Genomic DNA, 20,050 nt, shown 5'->3' with positions numbered 1-20,050 from the left:
GTGAATACGGAGAACTGCCATGGACCTGAAACCACTCATCACCCTGCTGGCCATCGTGAACCCGCTGGCCATCGTCCCGTTCTTCATTCACTACACGCAGGACTTCTCGCCCGCGCAGCGCCGCCGCACCATCCAGACAGCCACCCTGGCGTGCTTTTGCGTGATTGCGGCCTGTGCCCTGCTGGGCCTGCAGATTCTGGATTTTTTCAACATCTCGCTGCAGAGCTTTCAGGTGGGCGGCGGCATGCTGCTGCTCATCAGCGCCATGAACATGCTCAACGCCCAGCCTGCCGAGGCCAAGCCCATGACGCATGAGCTGGAGGAAGGCGCAGAAAAGGCCGCCGCGGGCAGCAGCATTGCCGTGGTGCCGCTTACCATTCCGTTGCTCACCGGGCCGGCGAGCATGTCCACCGTGGTGATCTATGCCGACCGTGCGCAAACCTTCTGGCAACACGCTGCCCTGGTGGGCTATGGGGTGGTGATTGCTGGGGCCACGGCCCTGTGCTTTTCGCTGGCAGACCCGATTGCCCGCGTGCTGGGCAAAACCGGCATCAACGTGATGACGCGCCTCATGGGCCTGATCCTGGCCGCCCTGGCGGTAGAGGTGATGGCCGATGGCCTGGGCAAGCTGTTCCCGGTACTGGTTGCTCGCTGATATGGGAGCCCCCCTGAGTCGCCTTCGGCGCCTTCCCCCCAAGGGGACAACGCCCTCGCTGCGGGACGGCCCTTGCTTGGCGTTTCGGGCTGGGGGCGCGCCAGTGTCATGCGCCACTGCTCTCGCCCAACGCAACGGATGATCGAGGCATGCACGCCAAGCTGCTACTGCTGGAAGACGACCCCGCCATCGCCCGCACCGTGGCCTACACGCTGGAGCGCGACGGCCTGCAGGTAACGCATTGCCTGCTGGTGCAGGACGCGCGCCAGCAGATGCAGCGCCACCCGTTTGACCTGCTCGTGCTGGATGTGGGCCTGCCCGATGGCAATGGGCTGGACCTGCTGCGCGACGTGCGCCATGGACAAGCCGCTGCGGCCCTGCGGCTGCGCCAGGCCACGCCGGTGCTGATGCTCAGCGCTCGGGGCGAGGAGCTGGACCGCGTGCTGGGCCTGGAGCTGGGTGCGGACGATTACCTGGCCAAACCCTTCAGCCCCCGCGAGTTGGCTGCCCGCATCAAGGCCCTGCTGCGCCGCGCTGCCATGCCTGCGCCTGCCCCCGCCGCGGTGGCAGCCACACCCTTTGTGGACGACGAGGCAGGCCAGCGCATCACCCTGCATGGGCAGGCGCTGCCGCTCACGCGGCGCGAATACCGGCTGCTGTCGCACCTGCTGCGGGGGGCGGGCCGTATCCATTCACGCGATGCGCTGTTGGCCGCCGCCTGGGGAGACGACAGCGAGAGCACCGACCGCACGGTGGACACCCACATCAAAACCCTGCGAGCCAAGCTGCGCGAGCTGGATGCCAGCTGCGAGTACATCAGCACGCACCGGGGCATGGGCTACTGCCTTGACATTTAAAGCCAAATCAGCCGCTAGCGCTTATCCTACAAGCGCAGGCAGCTATCATTTTTATAGAAAGGCTGCATAACCCATGCGCCTGGGCATCCGGCTGCTGTTCGCCTTCTTCCTCATCAACGGCATTGCCGCGTTCTTTGTGCTGCGCGTGTTCATGGCCGAGATCAAGCCCAGCGTGCGTGAGGTGATGGAAGACATGATGGTGGACACGGCCAACATCCTGGCCGAACTGGCCAGCGATGACCTTGCCAGCGGGCAACTGGCGCGCGATGCCAGCCACAGCCGCTTTGCCCAGCGCGTGCGGCACTACGCCACGCGGCCGATTGATGCGGGCATCTGGGGGTTTTCCAAGCAGTCGCTCGACTACCGCATCTATGTCACCGACCACCAGGGCCGGGTGCTGTTTGACTCTGAAAACCACGCCGTGGGGGCCGACTATTCGCAGTGGCGCGACGTGGCCCGCACCCTGCGCGGCGAGTACGGAGCCCGCTCCACCCGCGAGGTGGAGAGCGATGACACCAGCGGTGTGATGCATGTGGCCGCGCCCATTTATGTGGACGAGCGCATTGCCGGGGTGCTGACGGTGGCCAAGCCCACGCGCACGGTGCAGCGCTTTATCGACCGGGCCGAGCGCAAGGTGTTCATGGGCGGGCTGTTGCTGCTGGCCCTGTCTGCCGCCGTGGGTGTGGGCGTGACGCTGTGGATGGTGTGGAACGTGCGCCGCCTGCGCGACTACGCCCTAAGCGTGCAAGGCCCTGCAGATGCCGAGGGCTCCATCGGCAAGAGCGCCACCCAGCCCCTGGCGGTGCCCGAGGTGCCGGGCGAACTGGGCGACCTGGCCCGCGCCATGGACCGCATGCGCGCCCGGCTGGAAGGGCGCGACTACATCGAGGGCTATGTGCGCGCCCTCACGCACGAACTCAAGAGCCCCGTGGCCGCCATACGCGGCGCGGGCGAGTTGCTGCAAGACGAGCTGCCCGCCGCAGACCGCACCGAATTTGCCCTGCAGGTGGTGCAGCAAAGCGAACGCCTGCAGCGGCTGATTGACCGGCTGCTGGAGCTGAGCAAACTGGAACAGCGCCAGCACGCCGAAGGCCGTGCCCCCGTGGCGCTGCACGACTGTGCCGCTGCCGCCATCACCCACACGCAGGGCCGTGCGGCGCAGCGCGGCCTGGCCCTGGTGCTCAGGGGCAAGGGCCACAGCGGCCCGTGGGAGGCAGAACTGATCACCCTGGCCATTGGCAACCTGCTGGACAACGCGATTGACTTTGCGCCCCCCGGCAGCACGGTGCGGGTGGAGCTGGACGGCGCGGTAGTGGCCGTGCAGGACGAAGGCCCCGGCGTGCCCGGCTTTGCGCTACCGCGCCTGGGTGAAAGGTTCTTTACCACCGCCAGACCGGGCGGCGAACGCAGCGGATCGGGCCTGGGGCTGGCGATCGTGCAGCGGGTGATGGTGCTGCACGGTGGGCGCATGCAGGTGCGCAATACCCAGCCGGGGTTGCGGGTGGAGCTGGATTTGCAGCCCGACCACGCTTAAGAGCTTGCCGAAGCTCTGCACGGCGCTGCACGCGGTATTGCAGCGAGCCGCGCATTACCTTTTGAAGGTCAGTCCTGAGCCGCCAGTGCAAGCCACTCATCAGTGCACAGGCAGTCCTGCCCGGGCAGATCCAGGCCCCATCGCTGTTCGTCAAACAGGTCATCCAGCAGCGCATCCAACAGATTCGTCCAGCCAAACAGTTTTGAAAACATGGCTTGCCTCTGAGCGGGGTTGTAACAGTAACAGTTAGAGCCTGTTGACGATCTCCCAAGGGCTCGTCAACAGGCTCCAAGGCTATCTCGGCTGTGTGACGGTTTGGCGTCAGTCAACAGCGCGTTTTCATGACAGCCGCTCAACACTTCACACCCGCTTCACAAACTTCATCGCTGCATCACGCCCCGCTCCAAAACTCCCTCCCTATGTTCACCCCAAGGAGGAGTCTTTTGAAACACCCGTTGATCACCAAACTGGCAGCCCTGTGCGTTGTGCTGGTGCTGCTGCTGATAGGCCTGGGCCAGATTGAAGATGTGGTGCGCGACCGCCAGCGCTATCGCACGCTCACCGCCCAAAGCGTGGCCGATAGCCTGGCGGGCCAGCAGACGCTGATGGGCCCCATGATCCACAGCGCTTGCGTGGAAACCTGGGACGTGGAATCAGGCAAGGGCGAGGAGCGCCGCACCACCGAGCAGCGACGCGAATTTCTGCTTACCGCCATGCCAGACCAGCTGCAGGTGCGCTCCAGCGTGGGCATGGCAGAGCGCTCGCGCGGCCTGCACAAGGTCAACACCTACAACCTCAAGGCCCACCTCACGGCCCAGTGGGCAGGGCTGCCAGGCCTCACGGCGCAAAGCACTGTGAAGGGCTCACGCCTGCAGTGCGGCGCCCCCATCGTGATGGTGGCGGTGGGCGATGCGCGCGGTATTCGCACCGCGCAGATGGTGCTGGACGAGCAGGCCCTCACGCTCAAGCCGGGCACCTTCCACCCCACCTACAGCCGCGGCCTGCACGCCGTATTGCCAGAGGCCGTGCGCGGCCGTACCGAGCCCCTGACGCTGGCCATGGACCTGGAGTTGGTGGGCACCGAGCGCCTGGCCATCGTGCCGCTGGGCGGCAACACCGAGGTGAAGATGGCGGGCGGCTGGCCGCACCCCTCCTTCACCGGCCGCTTCCTGCCCTCCGAGCGCACCTGGGGGCCTGAAGGTTTTACGGCCCAGTGGCGGCTCTCGTCGCTGGCCACCACCGCCCAGCAGGATGTGCAGGGCGGCAAACGCATCTGCACCGCCGGTTACGACGACAGCCCTGCGGAATACACCCCTGCAGGCACCATGCCGCGTGACTGCGCCGACAGCTTCAGCGTGGCGTTTGTAGACCCGGTGAATCCCTACACACTGGCGGACCGGGCGACCAAGTATGGGTTGCTGTTCATCGGCCTCACCTTTGTGGCGGTGGGCCTGTTCGAACTGATGAAGCGGCTGCGGGTGCACCCGGTGCAATACCTGCTGGTGGGGGCCGCCCTGTGCAGCTTCTTCCTGCTGCTGGTGAGCCTGTCTGAACACCTGCCGTTTGGCTGGTCGTACCTGGCGGCAGCGACCGCCTGCGTGCTGCTGCTGGGCTACTACGCCAGCCACATGCTGGGCGGGCTGGCACGTGGGTTGCCCATGGGCCTGGGCATTGGGCTGCTGTATGGCCTGCTGTATGTGCTGCTGCAACTGGAGCAGACTGCGCTGGCCGTGGGGTCGATTGCGCTGTTCCTGGTGCTGGCTACGGTGATGGTGCTGACGCGCAAGGTGAACTGGTACGGGCTGAGTGCAACCCCACAACGCCCGGTCCCGCCAACCGCAGCGCACCGCAGAACGGTCGCACCTGCGCAGGATGCCTCCCCATCGCCCAAGGATGCGCCATGAGCCCCACCATGACCCCCGCCCTGCACTGTGAGCCAATTGACACCAGCACCGGCGCAACATGCTCACCCCACAGCGACTTGCCCGCCACACCGCCCTGGTGCGCAGGTTTGGCGGGGGTCGAGCAGCTTCAGCTCAACCGGCATCGCCGGGCGCTGTGGCAGGCCTTGGCCCAGCAGGATCGACAGGCCCTGCGCACCGCCAAGCAGGCGGTGCTGACGGCTGCCTATGGTTGCGCAGCGCCTGCGCCCCTGCGGCGTGCGCTGCGGGAATTGGCCTGGCGCATGGTGGCGCTGCACGCAGGCATACCCAAATCAGGCTCATTTTGGCCTGCAGGGCTTTAAAAATAAGCGCAGACAGCTATTCTTTCAATAGCATCAAGCCACTGCAGCGGCTTCGGCGGTGTCAGTGGCTTGCGTCGCTGTGGCTTGGTCGGAGCAACTGCTGCCCCCGCAGCCGTGGATCAGCTCGCCGGGCAGCGCATCGGGTGCATGCACCTGGCCGGTGGCGGGGTCAAAGCCCACGCGGCGCAGGTGCAGCGCCAGGGCGGCATCCATGGTTTGTGCATGCTGTGGAAACCACAGCGCCAGTTCGCCCGTCATGATGCGGATGGGCTGGAGATCGCCCTGCTGGGCGCGCACGATGCCTTCGCGCATCACCTGCAGCACCACCTTGTGCTGGGTACTGTGGCAGTTGCCCGATGCAAAGCGGGTGGCGGCCATCCAGTCGTCTTCCTGGCCGAAGTGGTGCTCGGTATGCGTGATGAGCGCCTGCCACTGCTGCACCACGGTGGCATCGTCTGCCTGCTCTACCTGGGCAAGCAGCTCCACAAATTCGCGGTGCGTGTCGTCCATGAGCGGCAGATCCAGCGCGAGCGCGTCCGACCATTCGAGTGCAGCCATTTTTGTTCCTTGGTGATGACAAAAAATGGCAGCTTAGGCACAAAGCCGCCCGCCGCCTTGATGCAGGTCAGCAAGGCGGCGGGCAAGCTTTCGTTTGGTAACAAATTACCGGCGCGGCAGTGCTGCGTCAGCCCTGCACGCGTTGCGGCAATCTGCCTCAGTTCTTCATGTGCGCGCGCTTGGCGTCGTCCACACACTTGGACTTGGCGTCACCCGAGAGGGCGTCACAGCGCTCCTTGGCGGCGGCGTAGCTGGCATCGTTCTTCTCGGCGGCGGCATCCTTGCGGGCTTCGGCCACGTTGGCTGCGTGCTCTGTGGGGTTCGGTTCAGACTTGTTCGCAGCACGGGCAACCTTGGCGTTTTCCTTGGCAGCCACATGGGCGGCCTTGGCGTCCTTCACGCACACGTCCTTGGCATTGCCGGTCTGGTCATCGCACTTTTCCTTGGCAACGGCATAGTCAGCATCTGCGCGGGCTACACGGGCTTTATAGGAAGCGCGGTCGCTGGGCTTGTACTTGGCATCCAGCTCGGCCTTGGCCACGTCCTCATTGCCCTTGGCTTCCTTCATGCAGATGTCCTTGGCATTTCCTTGCATGCCATCGCATTTTTGCTTGTTGGCCTTGTAGTCGGCGCTGATCTGGTCCTTGGCAGCCTTGTACTCGGCCTGGGTCATGGCCAGGGCCGAGGTGCCCAGCAGAGCGGTGACAGACAGGGCGATGAGATTGCGGCTGATGTGGTGACGAAATTGCATGGTTTTTCTCCTCAAAAGTGTTGTGAATGGCCGGTCGCAAGTGCGCCGACATGTCTGAAGGGACGTACGAAAGGAATGTGGAGCCCATGGCTGGGTTAACCCGTTTTGGGTAATGTTTTGGTAGCCATGGGCCATGTGGACGTCAGTCCGTAAACCGGAAAGACGGGTTGCGGGTTTCCCAATCCTTGAGTTGCCGCTCAGCCGCTTCACGGGCCAGGCCCATGCGCTCTTGGAGCTTGCCGACAAACTGCTCGCGACGGCCAGCCATCTGGTCAAAGTCGTCGTCGGTCAGCTTGCCCCATTGCTCGAGCATCTTGCCCTTGAATTGCTTCCAGTTGCCTTCGATGCGTTGTTCGTTCATGGCGTGCATCCTTTTCTTCGTCACTGCAGCCATCCACCCGGTGTGTGCGGAACCTCTGCGTGCAGCGATGGAAGTGACTGTAGAAAGCAACGCGGCCGCAGGGCGTAGGCCGGTCCAGGGTTGCATCGTCAGTGCCGGACTACTGGCGTGCCGGACAAAGCGCACGCGATGGAATGCTTTTTGCGGCCTTCAAAGGAGCTGAGCATTAATGTCAGCCGCGCTTTGCGGGGTTCACAAACGTTTAACGATGCGTGGACCAAGTCCTATTCGAACAAACGCCTAAGCAACAAAAGTAGCGATTGCTCACACATTGGCAATGCTGCACATGGTCTTGTTTTTTACACTTCGCTGCATCACTCCACGATGAGTCACACCATGACAACAACTTATGAGGAGCCTCTGCTTTGTGCAGCGGCAGAGGAAGCTGAGGGCCCCCATCCATCCACACCTGTTGCGCTTGGAGCGGAGGAAAGCGCGAGTCACATTGTTCGCCCGTCGCTCGCCGCATTGATGGCCAGCGTAGCCTTGGCCGCCTGCGGTGGCGGGGGGAGCGACAGCCCCACGGCCATACCTGCAACACCCAGTCCCACCCCGGTCCCTACACCTACCCCAGCACCACCGGCGGGCAATCCGGCTGCGCCTTCACCCTCACCAAGTCCCACGCCTGCGCCGACACCATCTCCGAGCCCTTCACCATCTCCCGCCCCTAGCCCAGCGCCGACACCAACACAATCCCCTAGCCCCTCGCCAGCACCCAGCCCAAGCCCAAGCCCAAGCCCTTCGCCATCTCCTGCCCCCAGCAACTACACCTACAAAACCGCGGCAACGGACCAGGAAGCGGCCCGCTTTCTGCTGCAGGCCCAGTTCCATGCATCCCCTGGCGACATCGCCAGCGTACGCAACCAGGGGTACGAGGCCTGGATCAATGCGCAGTTTGCGCAGCCCATTGGCACCACCGGGTGGGACTGGCTCAACCAGCGCGGCTACTCTGCCGTCTCAGACACCACCAACTTCTACGACAACACCTACCCCGGCGACTGCATGATCTGGTCGCAGCTCATGACTTCGTCTGACGGGCTGCGCAAGCGCGTGGCCCTGGCGCTGTCCGAGATCTGCGTGGTATCGCTCAGCGGACTGGACCTGAGCTGGCGCAGCCATGCCATCGCCCACTACTGGGATCAGCTCGTGGCCAACGCCTTTGGCAACTACCGCCAGGTGCTGCAGGACGTGACCCTGAACCCCGCCATGGGCTACTACCTGAACACGCGCGGTAACCAGAAAGAAAACGCCGCTACCGGCCGCCAGCCCGACGAGAACTACGCCCGCGAAATTCTGCAGCTGATGTCCATTGGTCTGGTGGAGCTGAACCAGGATGGCACGCCCAAAACCGACGGCTCGGGCAAGCCCATCGACAGCTACACGCAGTCCGACATCACCAACCTGGCCCGGGTATTCACGGGGTACGACTACGACATGTCGCAGAACGTACCCGCCACGGTCCCCAACAGCACCCGCACGGTGCCCAGCATCCACTTCACCCGCCTGCCCATGGTGCTGAAGGAATCACTGCACTCCACGCTGGCCGCCACGTTTCTGGGCACCACCATTGCAGCCAGCACCCCAGGTGCCGCTGCACTGAAGACAGCGCTGGACACGATCTTCAACCACCCCAACGTGGGCCCGTTCATCGGCAAGCAGCTCATCCAGCGACTGGTCACCAGCAACCCGTCGCCCGCCTACGTGAGTCGCGTTGCCGCACGTTTCAACAACAACGGCGCTGGCGTGCGGGGCGACATGAAGGCCGTCATCATGGCCATCCTGATGGACGACGAGGCCCGCGAGCCTGCAGGCTTGACCAAGCCCAGCTTCGGCAAGCTGCGCGAGCCCATGCTGCGCCTGGTGCAATGGGCGCGCACCTTCGGGGTCACATCGCAGTACGGCAGCTGGAAGATTGGCGACACCAGCAGCGCGGGCTCGCGCCTGTCGCAAAGCCCGCTGCGCTCACCCTCGGTGTTCAACTTCTTCCGCCCCGGCTATGTGCCGCCTTCCACTGCGCTGGCGAGCACCGGGCAGGTGGCGCCAGAGTTCCAGCTCGTCAACGAAAGCAGCGTGGGTGGCTACCTCAATTACATGCAGAGCGTGACCCGCAACGGCATCTATGTGAACGCCCCCAACTTGCCCGAGAACGGCAGCAACACCAACAACGGCTACGACATCAAGACGCTGTACCCCAACGAGATGGCCATCGTGACCGATGCCGATGCGCTGGTGGCACGCATCAACCTGCTGATGTGTGCGGGCCAACTCTCTGCGGCCACCGTGAAGCTGATTGCCGACGCGCTCAAGGCCACCGCCGTCACTGCCACCAGTACCGATGCCGTCAAGCTCAACCGCATCGCTTCTGCGGTGCTGCTGGTCATGGCTTCGGCCGAGTACCTCATCCAGAAATAACGAGGCAAAGAGAGAAGGCCACCATGCACCTCATCCAACCCGAACTCCACAGCCGTCGTGCCTTTCTGCGCCGCTCTGCCCAGCTGGGCATGGCGGGCACCGCCCTGCCTTTTGCGCTGAACCTTGCCGCCATGGGCGAAGCCGCTGCCTTCACCGCCACCGACTACAAGGCGCTGGTGTGCGTGTTCCTGTACGGCGGCAACGACTACGCCAACACCGTCATCACCTACGACGATGACAGCTACAACAAGTACGCCACCATCCGCGGCGGATCGGGCCAGAACGGCGGGGGCATCGCCATTGCCAAGACCGACCTGGCCGCCACGCTGCTGAACCCCACCACAGCCCTGGCCGGAGGCCGCCAGTACGCGCTGCACCCCGCCATGACCGGCATGGCGGGCCTCTTCAACGCAGGCAAGGCCGCCGTGCAGCTCAACGTGGGCCCACTGGTGGTGCCCCTGACCCGCGCGCAATACAACAGCAGCAATCGCACGCTGTACCCCCTGCCGCCCAAGCTGTTCTCGCACAACGACCAGCAGTCCATCTGGCAATCCTCATCGCCTGAAGGCTCCACCGTGGGCTGGGGTGGCAACCTGGGCGATCTGGCGCTGTCCTCCAACACCAACTCGCTGTTCACCTGCGTATCGGTCACGGGCAACGCCGTGTTCCTGTCGGGCGACTCGGCGCTGTCCTATCAGGTCAGCACGGGCGGGGCCATCGCCATCAATGGCGTCAAGGGCAACGTCAACGGTTCGGCCGCCGTGCGCAGCGCGCTCACCTCGCTCATCCAGCAGACCAGCACGCAGGTGCTGGAGAACGAATACAACCGCGTCACCGCCCGCGCCGTCACGGCCGAATCGCAAATCACCGCCGGGCTGGCAGGCGTGACCCTGGCCACCGCCTTCCCCGCCAACAACTCGCTGGCCGACCAGCTCAAGATGGTGGCCCGCCTGATTGGCGCGCGCAGCACGCTGGGCACCAAGCGGCAGGTGTTCATGGTGTCGCTGGGCGGGTTTGACCTGCATGACAACCTCATCTCGCAGCAACCCACCCTGATGAAGCGCGTGAGCGAAGCCATGAGCGCCTTCTATGACGCCACGGTGGAGCTGGGGGTGGCCAACCAGGTCACCGCCTTCACCGCATCCGACTTTGGCCGCACCCTCAGCTCCAACGGCGACGGGTCAGACCACGGCTGGGGCAGCCACCACCTGATGGTGGGCGGCGCAGTCAAAGGCAAGGCCTTCTACGGCAAGGCACCGCCCGTGAGCGTGGGCAACACCACCGATGCCAACGACCAGTGGCACGTGGGCCAGGGCCGCCTGCTGCCCAGCACCTCGGTAGACCAATACGCAGCCACCCTGGCCAAGTGGTTTGGCGTGAGCAACACCGAACTGGCGGGCGTGCTGCCCAACCTGCGCAACTTTGGCAGTGCCGACTACCCTACCGACCTCGGGTTCATGACCGCATAACCCTGCTGGCATGGGCTCTGAGCCCGGCTGCGCCACCGGTGCAGCCGGGCTTTTTTGTCTGCGGCATTCCGATACAAAAAGCCATGGGGGCAGGGCGCAGACCGAGAAGAACCGCTACCTCAGGCGGCCGTCTTGCGCTGCTTCATCTGCGCATACAGGTCAGGCAGGTGAAGCTTCGAGCCCATCTTGTGCCGCAACGACTTCAACTCCGACACCACCGCCTGCAATTCGCCTGGGGTGGGTTTCAACGGCATGAGGCTGCGGGCCAGCACGGGCAATATTTGTCTGCGCATGAAGCGCCTGCTGGACTGGTAGATTTGCCACCCCACCAAGGCACCCCCTGCCAGCAAAGCAACCAGCAAACCTCTCTCTGGTGCATCCGACATGAACTTGCCAGCCACAGGTGGCACCGTCATCAACAACACAATGGCGCCGATCAGGGCAAAGACCACCTCTTTGTCCAGATGCGTAGACGCAAACCGTTGCTCTACCTTGGGGGAGAGCAGCAGGAACGGGCTGCGTATCAGGGCATGGCGGTCTTGTGCAGACAGGCTGTGCGGGTTGCTGAGCACCTGCTGCTCCAGCGCCAACCGGTCAGCCCACGCCTCATGCAGCGTCGGAAACGTCTGGCGCACCAGATCGTTCCAGGGCAACAACTTTGGAGCCACCTTGGCGTAATGGGTGGGCTCGGCATTGAAGGTGGTGTTGCATTTGAGGCAAGTGCGCTCAAACCCCACCAAAGCGCCCTCACCGACCGAGATGTAGTACACGTGCCCGGCAGACCCGATGCGCTGCAGCACAAAAGGCCGCGGCTTGCGGCAAATGGGACAGAAATCGGCCACGTGGCCCAGCTTGCGATGGACGAGTTTCCGCCCCCAGACGATGAACATGGGTTCCCTCTCTCATGTAGTAGTGGTTTTCGAGTGGGGCAATGTTAACGGCCTGCCAACGACAGCGCAGGCAGGCCCGTCGCGGGGTAGAGACAAATGACTCAGAACCCCGCCAGCACCACCTTGCCATGGGCTTTACCGGACTCGATCAACGCATGCGCCTTGCGCAGGTTCTGCGCGTTGATAGTGCCAAAGCTGGTACTCGCCGTTGAGCGGATACGCCCCGCATCCACCAGAGCAGCCACCTCTGCCAGCAAAGCGCCCTGCTCAGCCATGTCGGGGGTTTCGTACATGGGGCGGGTGAACATCATCTCCCAGTGAAGGGACAAGGCCTTGCTCTTGAGTGGCATCGCGTCCAGTCCTTGCATGTCATCAATCACGCCCAGGCGTCCTTGAGGCTTCAAGGCTTCGATGAGCTGTGGATAGTGCTGCTGCGTCTGCGTCAGGCTCGCCACCAGCTCCACACCCTCCACACCCGCAGCCTTCAGCTCCGCAGCCAGGGGCCTCGAGTGGTCGACCACCACATGCGCCCCCAGGTCCAGGCACCACTGCCGCGTTTCGGGGCGAGAGGCCGTCGCCACCACGCGCAGCTGCGTCAGTTGCCGCGCCAGCTGGATCAGGATGGAGCCCACCCCGCCCGCACCACCCACCACCAGCAGGGTCTGCCCCGCACCGCCGCCCTTGCTTACACCCAGACGGTCAAACAACAACTCATAGGCCGTGATGGTGGTCAGCGGCAAGGCCGCAGCCTGCTCGTCAGAAAGTGACTGGGGGGCCAGCGCCACGATGCGCTCGTCCACCGCATGCAGTTCGCTGTTGGCCCCGGGGCGGGTGATGGAGCCCGCGTAGTACACCCGGTCACCCACCTTGAAGCGCGACACCTGCGCCCCCACCGCCTCCACCGTGCCCACGGCATCCCAGCCCAGCACCTTGACCTGCCCCTCGGGCGGCAGCGAGCCCTTGCGCACCTTGGTGTCCACCGGGTTCACCGACACGGCCTTCACCCGCACCAGCACATCGCGCGCGCCCGGCACCGGCGCAGGCAGCTCCACATCCAACAACGCCTCGGCATGGTCCACAGGCCAGTTTGCACGGTATCCAACGGCTTTCATCACAGTCCTTTCGTTGCATCGCAAGCACGCGCACCAGGCGCCTTGCGCATTCATCACTAGCCTGGGCCCATCCCAAGCCATGCAGGCACTGTAAATACGCAACTCACAATTGATAAGACAGCTTTTATTGCATTCAATTTCAAATCAAAATTGAAAATATCCCACAATCATTTTGGTCGCGAAACATCCCTTCGGGCTGAGCCTGCCGACACCCTGCGCAGCGCCTGGGCAGACTCAGCGTGAACAGCTCCATGGGCTGGGCGTCGAATCCACCCAGCCAAAACCCGCTTCAAACCACAGCCCGCCCATGAAAATCGAAAACCTGGCCGACCTGCATGTGCTCACCCACACCGCACGCACCGGCACACTCAGCGCTGCAGCCCGTGCCCTGGGCATGACACCCGCCGCCGCCAGCGCCGCCCTCAAGCGGCTGGAAGGGCAGCTGGGCTCGCGCCTGTTCGAACGCTCCACCCGCGCCATGCGCCTTACCGCCCAGGGGCAAATCCTGCTCGACTACGCCCAGCGCGCGTTTGACCTGCTGGCCGAAGGCGAGAGCATGGCCACCGCCCACCACGGCACCCTGGTGGGCGCACTGCGCGTGGCCGCACCATCCGACTTGGCGCGCAACATGCTGCTGCCCTGGTTTGATGAGTTTTTGGCAATGCACCCCGGTGTAGAGCTGGCCCTGAGCGTGAGCGACAGGCCCCTGGACGTGACGCGCGATGAAGTGGACGTGGCCCTGCGCTATGGTCCCTTGGCAGACTCGCGCCTCATCGCCCGCCCCCTTACCACCACCCGCCCCATGCTGTGGGCTGCCCCGGCCTACCTGAAGCGCCACGGCACGCCCACCACGCCGCAAGACCTGCTGCAGCACAACTGCATCGCCTTCCACATTGCAGGCCGCCCCGCTCGCACCTGGCGCTTTGGCCGCGACGGGCAATGGACCGAAGTGCGCGTCAAAGGCAACCGCACCGCCGACGACGCCGCCCTGGCCCGCGACTGGGCCATCGCAGGCCACGGCATCATCTACAAATCCGTGCCCTACCTGCACCACGAGCTAAAGCACAGCCCCCTGGTGCGCCTGCTGCCCGAATGGGACACCCCACCTTACCCCCTGCAAGCCCTGCTACCCAGCGGCCGCTTTGTGCCTGCGCGGGTACGGGCGCTGGTGGATTTTTTGGTAGGGAAGTTTGATGGGCTGCCGCAAGAGTGAGGCTGGCAAACTCGTGCGGACTTTGAATCAAATATGGCTCTAGCGCTCTTTCAGCAAGCGCTGGCAGCTACCAATTTGAGAGCAAACTGAGTTTGCTAGAGAGGTTGCCTCTTCGACTCCCGTAATGAGCCATTGCCACACCACTTGCCCTTGCGCGTTGGTCAGGCTAGGCGGGGGTTTCTGTGTGGCTGTGGCTTTGCAGGCGGTTTGTGCCGCTGGCGGTTTGCTCGGTGCGCTGCTTTGTAGCGGTGCCTGCCAGGGTTTGGAGGGTGCAGTGGGCCTGGGTGCTGGTGGCTACCGTAGATGCGAGCCCGGCAAAGACAAAGGCAAGCAGGGGGTAGAGCCTGCTTGCCTTGGTAGGGGTTGAGCCAAATGGGCTAATAGCGCTTGATAAATAAGCGCTGAAAGCTATCAATTTAGGAGTTTTCGATAACTACAAGCTGGCGTGTGAGGGGCGTTTGGGACTTCACCTGTCAATCTGCCGTCGAGAGGTGCCAGGTTTTGTGCGATTCAGGCAAAAGGCAAGACCTGACCCCATTTCTTCCGCTACGGCGTGGATAGTTAGACGCCACACCGTGAGGACACACTCACTGCTTACCAGCGACGATCGGCGGAAGGTTGCACCATTTCGAGTCGACGTCGGGATAAATCACTCTGCATGTCAGTCGGTCAGATTGACGCTGCACGGCGATCACTACTGAACCTCTCTCTGCCACGATCAGCGCATTCCCAAGCGCATCCGTCATGTAGGCTTCAACAGTGGGTGGACGTGAGTTGAGATCAGCTTTTGGCTTCGGAAGAGTTTGCGGAGACACTTCAAGACTGCCGCTCGCTTGTCCCCGCCGAAGAATGTCGGAAACAGCAGATGAATTGGCAAACCGAGCAACTTTGCATGAGGCTGAACAGCCCTCGGGTATCAATGCGCCCGCGAGGATGCCGATCAACATCAAGGTAGCCAGGACACCAATCAGGGATGGTTTTTTCCAGAAGCCAATTATTTGCATTGCTGATTCCTCATCTTGCGGCCCATGCAATCCAAGAGCTCCTTGCCCTTCCACTTCATTAGGTTATCTGCATAGCCGTTGTAGAGGGGATCATGTCCGTCTCCGACGTCCATACGGGCGGCAAGGTCCATCAAGCCCCGAGCGATGAACCCGAGTACTCCCTCGCGAGTATGCAGACCTTCGTGGATCAAGGTGTGCGCGAAATTCGCGGCGGTCGCGTTGTTCATTGAGCCATCGGCATTGAAGAGTGAAGCGTCGTTGTAGAGAGTGGAATCTAGCGTGATTTGTCTAGTAAACCGATTCGCCCTCCCCGACCCAGCAAGGTTGTCATCAAATTGCACTGGAGGACCAAACCTCGGACGATCGAGGCCGACTTCGGCCATGCACTCGTAGAACGTCCTAGCCAGTTCACCGCTCTTCGTGGTGCTCGGTGCCAGGCCGGTGGAATCGAAATACAACAACGGATTCCCCCCCACATAGGCAAACCGATTCCACCCCCCATCCAGCCCAATCGGGTCGCTTTGGACATACCTCCCCGCCTGCCCGTCATAGTACCGATTCAGGTTGTAGCTCAACCCCGTCTCTTCGTCCCACACTTGCCCCGGATAGCGCAGCTTGAAGTTCACTTCTTCGCTGTACACGTTGCCTGAGGTGTTGCTGCTGCCTCCGAGCTGCGGCGCTTCAAACGCGTAGCCTGTGGCCCCGGTGGTGGGGGCGACTTCTCCATAGCTCGTAATCAGCCATTGCCACACCACTTGCCCTTGCGCATTGGTCAGGCGGCGCGGGGTGTTGAGGTGGTCGCTGTCTATGGCGTACAGGCGGCCATTGATTTGTGCCCCAATGGGCATGGGGCCGCTGGCGGTGGGTAGCCATAGCACTTCGGTGCTGTCTGTCTCTCCTGCGGGGGCTGCGCTGTTTGTGCTGCGTTGGTTGCTGTATTGGCCCAGCACGGTGGAGCCGGTGGCGTCGTCTGCGTACAGGGTGGCTTCTGTGGCCGGGGTTGCTGTGTTGGCTGCAGTACCTGTGCGGTGGTCTGTTTTGAGCAGGCGCTGGGCGCTGCTGTTGTATTGGTAGCTGTAGGTGGGTGCGGTGTTGCTGCTGCCCCCTGCCGTGGCAATGGCGGCTATGCGCCCTTGGGCGTTGTATTGCAGGGTCTGGCTGCCCAGGCGGGTGAGTGAACCGCTGGCGTCTCGGGGGTAGTCTTGTGTGGTGGTCTGGCTGGCGTTGCTGCCTGCGGGTGTGTAGGTGTGGCTGTGGCTTTGCAGGCGGTTGGTGCCGCTGGCGGTTTGCTCGGTGCGCTGCTCTGTGGCAGTGCCTGCCAGGGTTTGGAGGGTGTAGCTGGCCTGGGTGCGGTTGCCGTTGGTGTCGTAGGCGTAGCCCATGCTGTTGGCACCGATGGTGTCAGACAGGCTCCAGCCGCTGGGCAGGGCCAGCGTGGCGGGGGCGCTGTGGGCGCTGGTGATGAGGCGGCCTGCGTTGTCGTAGCTGTAGGTGCTGCTGAGGGTGACGGCCTGGGGCTGGGCCGTGCCGCCTGCATTGCCTGCGCTTTGGGTGCCGGGCAGCATGTGCTGTTGGGCGATGGAGCTGACGCGGCCTGCGCTGTCCCAGCCCAGTTGCAGCAGGGCGCTGCTGGCGAGTTGGCCTGCGTCGGTGTAGGTGCGGCGCTCTGTCAGGGGGGTGGCGTTAGTGGCGTTGGTGCCGTCGCCAGTGCCTTGGTTGGCGTTGTTGCGCCCTGCGGTGTTGGCAAAGCCGCTCCATTGCCAGCCTGTGGGTTGGCCCAGGGGGGTCCAGCCGATGTTGCTGAGCAGGGGTTGCCCGGCCCACTGCACGGCGTTGATCTGGCCGGTGGCATCGTAGCTGTACTGTAGGGTTTTGCCGCTGGGGTAGGTGATGCTTTGCAGCTGCCCTGCCCCGGCGCTGCCTGCGCTGGCGTAGCTATAGCCCACGCTTTGCAGGTTGCCACCCGCCAGGGTTTGGGTTTTGCGCACGATGCGGCCGAGCAGGTCGCGCTGGTAGCTGGTGGTGGCGCTGGGGTCACGCACTTCGCTCAAATAGCCCACGCTGGCCTGCGGTGCGCCGCTGGCGTTGTAGGTGGCTCCGCCCAGGTCGTAGTGCAGTGTGGTGGCGGTGCCGTCGGCGTATTCCAGCCGGGTGGGTCGGCCCAGGGCGTCGCGGGTGATGGTGGTGGCCCGGCCCATGGCGTCTGTCACTTGCTGGGGCAGGCCCAGGCTGTCGTAGGTGGCGCTTTGGCTGCCGCTGTCGGGGCTGGTTTCTGCCTTGGCGTTGCCCAGGGCGTCGCGGGTGTAGCTTGTGGCGACTTGTTTGAAGTCGGTGGCTTGGGTGATGTCGTCCAAGGCGTTGTAGGCCACGCTGGCGGTGGCGCCTTCGGTGGACGTGGTGGCGGCCACGCGGCGCAGGGCGTCTAGCTGCCACTGGGTGGTGCGCGCTGCGCTGTTGAAGGTTTGCGTGGCGCTGATCAGGTCGCCGTTGGCGTCGTAGCCGTAGGTGACGGGTGCACCTGCGCTGCCCACGGTGGTGCTGGCCACGCGGTTGAGGCTGTTGATGGTGCGCGCCAGCTTCCAGGCAGTTTGGCCTTGGGCGTCGCGGATTTCTTCGCTCAGCCGGTTGCCCATGGGGTCGAGCACGTAGCTGCCGCTGTGGCCGCGGTTGTCGCTCCAGCCGGTCAGGCGCTGGGCGGCGTCGTAGCTGTAGCTGGTGGTGTGCCCGTAGGGGGTGGTGACGGTGGCCACTTGCCCGCTAGGGCGGTAGGTGAGCGTGGTAGTCAAGCCACCCGCGCTGGTGGTGAGCAGACGGCCACGGGGGTCGTAGGTGTAGGTGGTGACGAGCCCGGTGGGCGCAGTGTGGGTGAGCACCCGGCCTGCGCCGTCGTGGGTGTAGGTGTCAACTTGGCCCAGGGCGTTGGTGGCCTGGGTGAGGTTGCCGTAGCTGTCGTATTGGTAGCTGGTGACTGCGCCGTTGGGGGCAGTCTCGGTGGCGACCAGGCCGTTGGCGTGGTAGGTCCAGCGCTTGGTGCGGGAGATGCCGGATGCGCTGTCAGTGATGGTTTGCGAGAGGGGGTTGCCTACGCTGTCGTAGGTGTAGGCGGTTTCTCGGCCGGGCTCTGTGACCTTGACTGGTAGGCGGAACTGGGGGTGCCAGTCTGTGGTGGTGGTGCGGGACACACTGCGGTTCGAAGATTCAGTCACGGAGACCGGCAACAACCTACTGACATCCCACTGAGCGAAGTCAGCAGCCCCCAACATATCACGGCCATATTGTTTAAGGCCTATATTGTTATAGGAGACGTACGATTGCGGTCTTTCCGCGCCAAATGCGGGCGGTAATGAAGTGCCAACGTATTTCAACTCGCTATTAAAGTATTGGTGATTGAACACCCGGGTAGTTCCAAGCGGATCAGTAACTACTGCTGCCAAATTGTTGCCATAGACAGTAGGAGGTTGAGATATTGCATAGCGATTAACACCACCTGCGTTTTCTGTACTAACAGCCCACCCTTCAGCGTCGTACACATAGGTTGCAACCCGTGTGCCAAGTTCGTCCACAACTCCAGTCAAATGATTCGGCCACCGAACATCGTCATAGACATATTGCTTTATATGTCCATCACTGTGTCTGATTGTGCTCAACCTTCCTCCAGAGTAGCCATAACCAACAGCCTTGTTGCCAGATGATTTGACAGAAGCGATTCGACCAAGGTCATCGTAAGAAAACTCCAAATAATTACCAAAAGAGTTTCTAACGAAGCTAAGAACCCCGGAATCGCCATACTCATAAGTCAAGAACCATCCATTCCTAAAGATTATTTTGGCAATTCGCCCTTGAGCATCAAATAGAAATTTCTCCTCATTTTCCCCATCCCAAAAGACCCAACCACTATTGTCACTATTTTTACTCAACTCGTGCAGCTTGTGACGGGGGATGTACACCCCAGCACGGCGATCAAAATAGTGAAATGCACCATCCGGCATCTGAATCCTGACCTGATCAAATATTCCTGAATCATCATTAGGCACGCGCACGTAAACTAATTGAATTTCGTGGTTATGTATCCAACCTGCACTCAACGAATTGTCTCTTAATTTTTTTGGATTGGATCGAAGCCAAATTTTGGAATCTCTCACCCGATGACTTCTGTAAGTTCTTATGAATTCAAGAGGCATAGCCCCTTGACTGCTCAGATCAACTGATATTTCAACCTTCTCTCTGGTTGGAGCGAAGATTGGATTCCCATGACAACCATTTAGGCATTTCAAACTTGCAGCAACGGGATATTTTTCTACCCTTGCCCCACATCCATAAGACCTAATGTCGCTAAAATAATACTCTTCGTATGGAGCACATGTGGGTTGACGATCCCCAAAAATTTGAACCACCAGTCGAAGCTCGACGCCAGTGCATTCTTTCTTCTCGTTCAAAATCCCCCAAGTTATAGCCATATCGTTGGCTGTGCGCGTAGGCTCTGCAGAATGAATAAAGTAATCTCTATAAATTACTTTGGCTGGACCTATCGTATACCCGACAGAACATGCCGCCGATTCCGGATTTCCAAAGAAATAATCATAGGTATTTCGTGCAGCATCACCCACAGAGGATGCGGAAGCGCCATATCCGGTTTGATACGACCATGGCGAAAAATCTGAGGGCTTTAGTATGCAGTGATAAAATCCCTCAGAAGTAGATTCCACACACGCTGTCTTATAATTGGAATCATAGGCCCACACTCCTTCCGGAGAAAGAGAAAGAAAGATAAATACGAATACACCACCTAAAACACTGAAAATTTTCAACTTCAAAAAAGACATTTAAACTCCCAAATATTTTTATTTAGCGATGATGCATTTTTAGCACCATCGCTCAGCCAACTTGGCAATCGTACCTTTTACGGGTATGCAGCGCACGTCAAACACGAGACCTGAATGACAAAAGCTC

Annotated in this window: 16 protein-coding genes; 8 read left to right on the top strand and 8 right to left on the bottom strand. The window is 62.0% G+C overall.

Annotated elements, in window-relative coordinates:
- The first annotated feature begins 19 nt into the window (after positions 1-19).
- From AACH87_RS02275 to creC, 3 genes are all read left to right on the top strand, one after another.
- Positions 20-655, top strand: coding sequence for a MarC family protein (locus tag AACH87_RS02275; protein WP_338797110.1), 636 nt, complete (start codon positions 20-22; stop codon positions 653-655).
- A gap of 149 nt (positions 656-804) precedes the next feature.
- Complete coding sequence (locus AACH87_RS02270; protein WP_338797109.1) at positions 805-1,512, top strand: winged helix-turn-helix domain-containing protein; 708 nt, start codon at positions 805-807, stop codon at positions 1,510-1,512.
- 73 nt (positions 1,513-1,585) lie between these two features.
- Positions 1,586-3,046 (top strand): two-component system sensor histidine kinase CreC, encoded by a 1,461-nt coding sequence (gene creC, locus AACH87_RS02265; protein WP_338797108.1) that lies wholly within the window; start codon positions 1,586-1,588, stop codon positions 3,044-3,046.
- A gap of 68 nt (positions 3,047-3,114) precedes the next feature.
- Here creC and AACH87_RS02260 read toward each other — a convergent pair whose 3' ends face one another.
- The gene (locus AACH87_RS02260) at positions 3,115-3,258 is read right to left on the bottom strand and encodes a hypothetical protein (RefSeq protein WP_338797107.1); all 144 of its coding nucleotides are present in this window, start codon (positions 3,256-3,258) and stop codon (positions 3,115-3,117) included.
- Positions 3,259-3,489: 231 nt separating this feature from the next.
- Here AACH87_RS02260 and creD point away from each other — a divergent pair, with 231 nt between their 5' ends.
- Both creD and AACH87_RS02250 read left to right on the top strand, forming a co-directional pair.
- A complete protein-coding gene (gene creD, locus AACH87_RS02255) occupies positions 3,490-4,950 on the top strand; it encodes a cell envelope integrity protein CreD (RefSeq protein ID WP_338797106.1) in 1,461 nt (486 codons plus the stop codon).
- On the top strand, positions 4,947-5,291 hold the full coding sequence (locus AACH87_RS02250) for a hypothetical protein (protein ID WP_338797105.1): 345 nt from the start codon (positions 4,947-4,949) through the stop codon (positions 5,289-5,291). Before creD ends, AACH87_RS02250 begins: the two co-directional genes overlap by 4 nt.
- 33 nt (positions 5,292-5,324) lie before the next feature.
- Here the strand turns inward: AACH87_RS02250 and AACH87_RS02245 are convergent, their stop codons facing one another.
- The 3 genes from AACH87_RS02245 to AACH87_RS02235 all read right to left on the bottom strand — a co-directional run bounded on the left by AACH87_RS02245 (position 5,325) and on the right by AACH87_RS02235 (position 6,961).
- On the bottom strand, positions 5,325-5,849 hold the full coding sequence (locus AACH87_RS02245) for a hemerythrin domain-containing protein (protein ID WP_338797104.1): 525 nt from the start codon (positions 5,847-5,849) through the stop codon (positions 5,325-5,327).
- A gap of 157 nt (positions 5,850-6,006) precedes the next feature.
- A complete protein-coding gene (locus tag AACH87_RS02240) occupies positions 6,007-6,600 on the bottom strand; it encodes a hypothetical protein (protein WP_338797103.1) in 594 nt (197 codons plus the stop codon).
- Positions 6,601-6,742: 142 nt separating this feature from the next.
- The gene (locus AACH87_RS02235; RefSeq protein ID WP_338797102.1) at positions 6,743-6,961 is read right to left on the bottom strand and encodes a CsbD family protein; all 219 of its coding nucleotides are present in this window, start codon (positions 6,959-6,961) and stop codon (positions 6,743-6,745) included.
- Between the two features lie 375 nt (positions 6,962-7,336).
- On the opposite strand from AACH87_RS02235, the gene AACH87_RS02230 reads away from it, so the two are divergent.
- Positions 7,337-9,412 (top strand): DUF1800 domain-containing protein, encoded by a 2,076-nt coding sequence (locus AACH87_RS02230; RefSeq protein WP_338797101.1) that lies wholly within the window; start codon positions 7,337-7,339, stop codon positions 9,410-9,412.
- Between the two features lie 23 nt (positions 9,413-9,435).
- The gene (locus AACH87_RS02225) at positions 9,436-10,881 is read left to right on the top strand and encodes a DUF1501 domain-containing protein (protein ID WP_338797100.1); all 1,446 of its coding nucleotides are present in this window, start codon (positions 9,436-9,438) and stop codon (positions 10,879-10,881) included.
- Positions 10,882-11,000: 119 nt separating this feature from the next.
- Here AACH87_RS02225 and AACH87_RS02220 read toward each other — a convergent pair whose 3' ends face one another.
- Together AACH87_RS02220 and AACH87_RS02215 are read right to left on the bottom strand one after the other, a co-directional pair.
- On the bottom strand, positions 11,001-11,771 hold the full coding sequence (locus AACH87_RS02220) for a hypothetical protein (protein WP_338797099.1): 771 nt from the start codon (positions 11,769-11,771) through the stop codon (positions 11,001-11,003).
- A 101-nt stretch (positions 11,772-11,872) separates the two neighbouring features.
- Positions 11,873-12,883 (bottom strand): zinc-binding alcohol dehydrogenase family protein, encoded by a 1,011-nt coding sequence (locus tag AACH87_RS02215; protein ID WP_338797098.1) that lies wholly within the window; start codon positions 12,881-12,883, stop codon positions 11,873-11,875.
- Positions 12,884-13,190: 307 nt separating this feature from the next.
- On the opposite strand from AACH87_RS02215, the gene AACH87_RS02210 reads away from it, so the two are divergent.
- Entirely contained in the window at positions 13,191-14,096 is a 906-nt protein-coding gene (locus AACH87_RS02210) for a LysR family transcriptional regulator (protein WP_338797097.1), read from the top strand.
- Between the two features lie 587 nt (positions 14,097-14,683).
- On the opposite strand, the gene AACH87_RS02205 is transcribed toward AACH87_RS02210, so the two are convergent.
- Positions 14,684-15,100, bottom strand: coding sequence for a hypothetical protein (locus tag AACH87_RS02205; RefSeq protein WP_338797096.1), 417 nt, complete (start codon positions 15,098-15,100; stop codon positions 14,684-14,686).
- Complete coding sequence (locus tag AACH87_RS02200; RefSeq protein ID WP_338797095.1) at positions 15,091-18,306, bottom strand: RHS repeat-associated core domain-containing protein; 3,216 nt, start codon at positions 18,304-18,306, stop codon at positions 15,091-15,093. The genes AACH87_RS02205 and AACH87_RS02200 overlap by 10 nt, the downstream gene beginning before the upstream one ends.
- Between the last annotated feature and the right edge of the window lie 1,744 nt (positions 18,307-20,050).

This window comes from Acidovorax sp. DW039, assembly GCF_037101375.1.
Lineage (GTDB): Bacteria > Pseudomonadota > Gammaproteobacteria > Burkholderiales > Burkholderiaceae_C > Acidovorax.
This window is presented reverse-complemented; position numbering and strand designations above follow the sequence as displayed.

Bases quoted from the DNA above. Each gene is read 5' to 3' on its own strand.
- AACH87_RS02235 (WP_338797102.1), bottom strand. From the start codon at position 6,961: ATGAACGAACAACGCATCGAAGGCAACTGGAAGCAATTCAAGGGCAAG.
- AACH87_RS02230 (WP_338797101.1), top strand. From the start codon at position 7,337: ATGACAACAACTTATGAGGAGCCTCTGCTTTGTGCAGCGGCAGAGGAA.
- AACH87_RS02275 (WP_338797110.1), top strand. From the start codon at position 20: ATGGACCTGAAACCACTCATCACCCTGCTGGCCATCGTGAACCCGCTG.
- AACH87_RS02215 (WP_338797098.1), bottom strand. From the start codon at position 12,883: ATGAAAGCCGTTGGATACCGTGCAAACTGGCCTGTGGACCATGCCGAG.
- AACH87_RS02270 (WP_338797109.1), top strand. From the start codon at position 805: ATGCACGCCAAGCTGCTACTGCTGGAAGACGACCCCGCCATCGCCCGC.
- AACH87_RS02250 (WP_338797105.1), top strand. From the start codon at position 4,947: ATGAGCCCCACCATGACCCCCGCCCTGCACTGTGAGCCAATTGACACC.
- creC (WP_338797108.1), top strand. From the start codon at position 1,586: ATGCGCCTGGGCATCCGGCTGCTGTTCGCCTTCTTCCTCATCAACGGC.
- AACH87_RS02210 (WP_338797097.1), top strand. From the start codon at position 13,191: ATGAAAATCGAAAACCTGGCCGACCTGCATGTGCTCACCCACACCGCA.
- AACH87_RS02225 (WP_338797100.1), top strand. From the start codon at position 9,436: ATGCACCTCATCCAACCCGAACTCCACAGCCGTCGTGCCTTTCTGCGC.
- AACH87_RS02260 (WP_338797107.1), bottom strand. From the start codon at position 3,258: ATGTTTTCAAAACTGTTTGGCTGGACGAATCTGTTGGATGCGCTGCTG.
- AACH87_RS02245 (WP_338797104.1), bottom strand. From the start codon at position 5,849: ATGGCTGCACTCGAATGGTCGGACGCGCTCGCGCTGGATCTGCCGCTC.
- AACH87_RS02205 (WP_338797096.1), bottom strand. From the start codon at position 15,100: ATGCAAATAATTGGCTTCTGGAAAAAACCATCCCTGATTGGTGTCCTG.
- AACH87_RS02240 (WP_338797103.1), bottom strand. From the start codon at position 6,600: ATGCAATTTCGTCACCACATCAGCCGCAATCTCATCGCCCTGTCTGTC.
- AACH87_RS02220 (WP_338797099.1), bottom strand. From the start codon at position 11,771: ATGTTCATCGTCTGGGGGCGGAAACTCGTCCATCGCAAGCTGGGCCAC.